The organism is Bacteroides sp. 1001136B_160425_E2 (assembly GCF_015559655.1).
GTDB lineage: Bacteria > Bacteroidota > Bacteroidia > Bacteroidales > Bacteroidaceae > Bacteroides > Bacteroides luhongzhouii.
Window position 1 is genome coordinate 1 of record NZ_JADMQH010000042.1, and the last position, 6042, is coordinate 6042.

Here is a 6042-nt window from a genome sequence, read left to right on the forward strand (position 1 = left end):
CAAATGTATAAAATAAAAAATACGAGACTCAAACTTGAATCCCGTATTTCCATTTACACAAAATATTTTATAGTGCCAATAGAAACAACACACATGTTACCTATTCGACAACAACCAGCACAAAACAAGTATTCTAAACACCCTTTTGTCCTTTCGTTTAAAAGCAAGGAAGCACTTCTCACCGACCAATAAATCGTTGCTTTAAAAGGAACGAAGTCTTCCTTTTAAAGCAATAATTCATGATTCTATCAACAATCATGCATATTCACTCATTTGCATTCAAGAAAGATGACTTATTCCGCATATTCATGCAGTGTTTTATACATCACTTCTTTTATTAGAATACAGTTTAGATACTCCTAATCTGTTTCAATCTTAAAAATAGAACATAATAGAGAATATAAAATACCCTGATACAAATTGGTTGTTTTTAGTCAACTTGTATCAGGGTAAGACACCATTACGATACTCCCAGCGATATTTCCTTTTCAATAATCCATTTTTTATTAACCTTGCGAATACATATAATTGTTTCCTCTCCACAAAGCCGCCCACAAGCATAAGAACAATAAAAAAGTCCAACTCGCTTTTCTTTATCAAAGTATATCCTCGACATTCTCAATATTCCTGAAAAAAGAAAATTATAGTTTTCTCTTTCCCATATCTTAAATCCTTCAGGAAACTCTGAAGTGTATTTCAATATGAACCGTTTTCTATTCTCTATTTCGGACAAATTCAGTGAACGGCTTTGTATTGAGTGCTTATTCATAGAGTTAAGTGCCTCAATATAACCCGGTTCCATTAATTGTTTTCCGATATATTCAACATCTAAATTTAGATTACAACAAGTGAATAGAGTATCAAAAACAGCAATAACAAAGGTCGTATCTCTCATTTTTCTATTTTTTCTCTCAATCTCAGCAATCTTTTTGTCATATCCAACAGTGTCATACGCTATTGGATTGTTGTTATCAAGAAATGGCATTGGAGGAGGGGGAATTTCAAAACTACTTAATGCCCCCATCACCTCAACCAAGTCATCAAAAATCTCATTAAATACTTTCATTTCATAACCATCAGTTCTATCTGTTCTGCATGATTGTACTCCAATCAACAGCAGCATTATTATAAAACACTTTTTCATAACCAATTAATTTCTAAATCCATACATCAACTTCAAAATAGCACTGTTTGACTTTACTATTCCTTGCGAGTTATAATATTGTTGCATTATGGGCAGTCCAATTCTTGTCATAGCCTTATTTACATTTCTTTCTTGCCAATGCTGTTTATAACCTCTTGATTCATCCATTTTTCTTAATGCAGGATAAACATTTGAATTATTCATCACTTTGTCATCACTAAAATCGGCAGAACTCTGATCAGCATGAATTACTATTTCATGAATAAAAGTATCTAGTAGATCAGCATTATCTGAAGAGTTTCCTACCATTATTTGAACATTCAAATTTTCATCATTTAAAGAAAAAGAAGTAGTACCCGAAACGCTTGCATCACGTACACCTGCCCCAAACGATATATTAATTCCTTTATTATGGTATTTTCCATCTTTACTAAAAGAAAACCCTGCTATTGTTTGTCCTTTCATAGCATAATTTGCCAATAATGCTTTTCCTTCCTTTGTGCTCATTAGAAATTCAAAAGCTTTCACTTGATTAGAATTAATAAGCTTACCTTGATCATCTCTTTCATAAAGTTCTGCAACACTTATACTATCTCCGTTCAAATCAATATATTTCAGTGGGTTATTAGCCACATATACATGTGGACTTATTCCATAATATTCTTCCGCCATCGGATCTACAATATGCCATCTCCCTAACGCCACATCATAATGTCTCGCCCCATAATCATACCAGTCAAGACCACCTTGTCTATCCAGTTCCTTACCGTTGTACTTGTAAGGCTGGACAGATGAAGTCGAAGCAAATGTACCACCAAAAGGATAATAATGATTCACCTCCTCCACACTGCCATTCTGTCCCACAACCACACGATTATTGCCCTGGTGATCTTTCAAGTAATAATGATACTTGCCATCAACAAGGGAGATATATCCCAACTCCGTCAACAAAGTAGTGAGTACACCATTTTCATAGATCGCATCGTCAAAGTAATCAGTAGTCGTGGTCTTTCCGGCTATTATGTGCGTTGTTCGGAACTTTGTTCCTTTGGCATCATAAAGATAGGAAATAACACCTCCATCCTCAAACTCTATACGACTAGGTAAATTTAAACAATTATACTGAATTTCAGAAATCTTTTTGTTTAAATCCTGTATTAAATTTCCGTTTGAGTTATAATATAAAATACCCTGATACAAATTGGTTGTTTTCTAATCAACTTATACCAGGGTAAAACACGAGAATGGTAAGAAATATTAATCCTCCTCTATGATTCTTACTGTACCATCATCTCTATCAAAGGCATTGATGTATATCAATTCCAGATGTGTTATATGCTCAAAGCCATCAAGAACTAGATCCTCATCAAGTCTATCTAACTCATTGCCTTCAATTAGATCATAAGTTGTCTCATTTTTCTCTCTCAAATAAGTTAAATAATGAATCATATCATCAATACCTTCATTGTCGAGATACACTCTACTTTCCATTCCACTTGTTATTACGCTAATCATAATATTAATAGTTTACAAATAATTTTTTCTTTTCAATATTCTTAGGCTTAGGTTTTGGATAGTTCACATCAATATGAGGCGGCTCTATCATTTTCTTTCTACCAATTCTTGTAGGACCTCCTTCATCCAAATTATAAGAATATCCAGATTTATTATTAGAATAAGTTTTATTAAGTCCTGTTTCACGATCAACAACAACTACTTTCAGTTTTCCTGTACCTACATGCTTATCCATCGATGTCCTGACCTGGTCAAGTGTCATATTCTTGAATGGATTACCTAACCCTTTCACCTTTTCCACACCCGAACTCGCTTTTCCTAACGTTCCGGTAACTTTTCCTACTCCTACCCCTGCTCCTGTTGTTACGGCATCAAATGCGATATCTCCCCACTGATTCCCAATAACCTCTGCGAATATAAAATACCCTGATACAAATTGGCTGTTTTCTAGCCAATTTGCATCAGGGCAAGACACTTCTTATTCGTCAGGCAAATATTTACTTTTTTCTTCCGGATGATCTTTCAGATACCCTTTGATAAAATCAGGTAACCATTCATACGGAGTAAGAGAATCATACAATTCTTCTTGAACAAATTTCTGAAGTTTTTTAGAATTTCCTTTCATCAATACATCATTTAAAAACACCCCATAACCACCAGCACCAATACAGACCCTAATATCAGGTCTCCTTTCACCATTTATCGGTTTTAGTTTTATAAGCGAACTTACTCTAAGATCAATATAAGAATCAGGTCCGGCAGGTTTCAACTGATTAACCAGAGCTACAAAACGATCAATAATCTTCCTATCACGAATAATCGTTTTATGGTTATCGTTTCCAAATACAATGTGCAAACAATCGGTGATAGGAATATTTGTATCTACATCTCCTATAAACCAAAAGTTTACATTCTCAACATCGTTATTATCAATTAATAATTGATTACTTTTACAAGATGTCACAAATAATAATAGTAAAAATAATGAAATAGAATAATAACTGCTTTTATGGCTCCGAAGTCCATACAGGTTTCTTTCTTTTCTCATATTCCAGTGTTTTTTGTCCGTCAATTACATTTGAAATAACTCCTTTTGTTATTACAGTTTTCCCATTATGATTTCTTCTTGTAACTTGCCCTGGACGAGTTTCACCATTAGCCCTTGAAGTTTTCTGTTCTGAACCGGTTATCACTCGTCTTTCTTCTTTTGTCTGATACTGCAGGTCGCTGCCACGTACCCTGTTTACCTCATACTCTTGAGCATTTATTTTATGTTCTAGCGCATGATCTGCTTCATGATCAAATATAGTAGCCGGGGAATTTACAGTACCATTATCATGTTGTGACCCCCAATCACTTTTCCAATAAATACATCCAGTACCACGTGCAGCATCCGGACTATATTTGTTATCATATATAGCTTCCATCACATTCACTTTTATATCAGTATTTTCTACTATTGCAACTGTTGAAGCTCCACCTCCATTACCCATTTTTATACCATTCGCCTTATTATATTGATACGCTGTTATAACCGACTGAACGAAAGGGTTAGAATGAGTTATATTACCACCGCTATACGAAAATGATAAGTTTCTTCCACTATCATTTCTATACCAAATCACAACAGTCTGTCCATCTGGATCGATATATTTTACCGGGTTATTCATACAGTAATTATATGGACCCATTCCATGATACTTCTCCGCCAATGGATCTACAACATGCCATCTTCCTAACGCCACATCATAATGTCTCGCCCCATAATCATACCAGTCAAGACCACCTTTTCTATCCAACTCCTTCCCGTTATACTTGTAAAGCTGAACAGATGAGGTCGAAGCAAATGTACCACCAAAAGGATAATAATGATTCACCTCCTCCACACTACCATTCTGTCCCACAACCACACGATTATTACCCTGATGATCTTTCAAATAATAATGATACTTGCCATCAACAAGGGAAATATATCCCAACTCCGTCAACAAAGTAGTGAGCACACCATTTTCATAGATCGCATCGTCAAAGTAATCAGTAGTTGCGGTCTTTCCGGCTATTATGTGCGTTGTTCGGAACTTTGTTCCTTTGGCATCATAAAGATAGGAAATAACACCTCCATCCTCAAACTCTATACGGCTGGGTAAATTTAAACAATTATACTGAATTTCGGTAATCTTTTTGTTTAAATCTTGTATTAAATTTCCGTTTGAGTCATATAGAAAATATAAAATACCCTGATACAAATTACCCATTTTCTAAGCAAATTATATCAGGGCAAATTTAACAAACTATTAAATATAGGGTAAATTTAACGTTACTAAAATAGCCTCAATTTGATTATTCGATAACTCCACCCTTTTTAAGATGGATATAACAGCTTCGATATCTTTTTTCTCAACTGCTTTATAAAATTCATCTATTAAGCCACTAACATAAAGACGTTCATTGACAGTCATACCTTCATATTTATTCATATTATTATGGTTTTAATACGATAAAATCCGCAATATTTACATGTTCTAGATTAATAATAGAGTTAATGTAAATTAGATTTGTTATATATCGCGTATGCGTGTACTTTTGTAGCATGAATTATAACGACCATAAAGACAATATTAAATTTTATATTTATTTTTAGCCTCAAGCTGTGATATATTCTTAAGTGATGGTGGTCCTCCTCCTTCCCAATCTGAATGTGGATATGACAACTCCCAATATCGTCCGTCATTAGGGTCTTGATATAGTCGTTGCCACCCATCATCAGTCATTGCTATTTCTGATAAATAATTAACGATTAAATCTTTAATACGCATAGATACATTATCATCTTTTACATTCCCATTTTCTAATAACCAGGAACCTGCAAATTCAGTTTCATTTGAATATATCATTATTTTACAATTTTAATTATGGCATCTTTAGGTATTTGTTGATTTGGTATAGTAAATTCTCTAGCTCCCCCTAAAGTTCTTCCTTTTCCTACAAATCCAGGATTTGTTCTATTTATTGGAGAAGCAAGACCATTCATCGGAGTTTTAAATTCAATCACCTTAAATCCAGAACTACTTTGAGGTATTGTCAATTTATTAGCTATCTGCATTGCATTTAATCCCTTTATGTCTTTAGCTGCGGTAACAAATACATCAGATTGATTAGGAGCTCCAAGCATAGAAGTTTTTATTCCATCAGGGATGACACGAGCAACCTTTTGAGGTATACTATTGGTTACAAGGGTCTGCCCTTTGTAAAGTCCGGCACCTCTTCCTACTCCTGCACCTACCGCTGTTCTTACGGCATCAAACGCGATATCTCCCCACTGATTCCCAATAACCTCTGCTGAAGTCATGGTACCATTGGCCTTATCATATGCGATGGCTTGT

8 protein-coding genes and 2 pseudogenes are annotated in these 6042 nt (G+C 34.6%); 1 reads left to right on the plus strand and 9 read right to left on the minus strand.

The features are described 5' to 3' along the window. The coding region (locus I2I04_RS23350) for a hypothetical protein (RefSeq protein ID WP_229127039.1) at positions 1–192 on the plus strand (192 nt) is incomplete at its 5' end. A gap of 268 nt (positions 193–460) precedes the next feature. Here the strand turns inward: I2I04_RS23350 and I2I04_RS22845 are convergent. The 9 genes and pseudogenes from I2I04_RS22845 to I2I04_RS22885 form a co-directional block, all read right to left on the minus strand. After that, complete coding sequence (locus tag I2I04_RS22845; protein ID WP_143256592.1) at positions 461–1144, minus strand: hypothetical protein; 684 nt, start codon at positions 1142–1144, stop codon at positions 461–463. Between the two features lie 594 nt (positions 1145–1738). Further along, a pseudogene (locus I2I04_RS23355) lies at positions 1739–2326 on the minus strand (RHS repeat domain-containing protein); the annotation flags it as partial. A 75-nt stretch (positions 2327–2401) separates the two neighbouring features. Continuing rightward, the gene (locus I2I04_RS22855) at positions 2402–2659 is read right to left on the minus strand and encodes a hypothetical protein (RefSeq protein ID WP_008641562.1); all 258 of its coding nucleotides are present in this window, start codon (positions 2657–2659) and stop codon (positions 2402–2404) included. A 4-nt stretch (positions 2660–2663) separates the two neighbouring features. Beyond that, a complete protein-coding gene (locus I2I04_RS23360; RefSeq protein WP_229127040.1) occupies positions 2664–3134 on the minus strand; it encodes a hypothetical protein in 471 nt (156 codons plus the stop codon). A 3-nt stretch (positions 3135–3137) separates the two neighbouring features. Continuing rightward, a complete protein-coding gene (locus I2I04_RS22865) occupies positions 3138–3707 on the minus strand; it encodes a hypothetical protein (RefSeq protein WP_195655929.1) in 570 nt (189 codons plus the stop codon). Continuing rightward, positions 3667–4884, minus strand: a pseudogene (locus I2I04_RS22870) (RHS repeat domain-containing protein); the annotation flags it as partial. The pseudogene I2I04_RS22870 and the gene I2I04_RS22865, both read right to left, overlap by 41 nt. A gap of 69 nt (positions 4885–4953) precedes the next feature. After that, a complete protein-coding gene (locus tag I2I04_RS22875) occupies positions 4954–5136 on the minus strand; it encodes a hypothetical protein (RefSeq protein WP_195655930.1) in 183 nt (60 codons plus the stop codon). A gap of 141 nt (positions 5137–5277) precedes the next feature. Then, entirely contained in the window at positions 5278–5553 is a 276-nt protein-coding gene (locus tag I2I04_RS22880) for an Imm27 family immunity protein (RefSeq protein ID WP_008641559.1), read from the minus strand. Further along, positions 5553–6042 (minus strand): polymorphic toxin type 10 domain-containing protein (locus tag I2I04_RS22885; protein ID WP_229127041.1); only part of this gene is annotated, 490 nt, incomplete at its 5' end. The genes I2I04_RS22880 and I2I04_RS22885, both read right to left, overlap by 1 nt.

Bases quoted from the DNA above. Each gene is read 5' to 3' on its own strand.
- I2I04_RS22875 (WP_195655930.1), bottom strand. From the start codon at position 5,136: ATGAATAAATATGAAGGTATGACTGTCAATGAACGTCTTTATGTTAGT.
- I2I04_RS22865 (WP_195655929.1), bottom strand. From the start codon at position 3,707: ATGAGAAAAGAAAGAAACCTGTATGGACTTCGGAGCCATAAAAGCAGT.
- I2I04_RS22880 (WP_008641559.1), bottom strand. From the start codon at position 5,553: ATGATATATTCAAATGAAACTGAATTTGCAGGTTCCTGGTTATTAGAA.
- I2I04_RS22845 (WP_143256592.1), bottom strand. From the start codon at position 1,144: ATGAAAAAGTGTTTTATAATAATGCTGCTGTTGATTGGAGTACAATCA.
- I2I04_RS22855 (WP_008641562.1), bottom strand. From the start codon at position 2,659: ATGATTAGCGTAATAACAAGTGGAATGGAAAGTAGAGTGTATCTCGAC.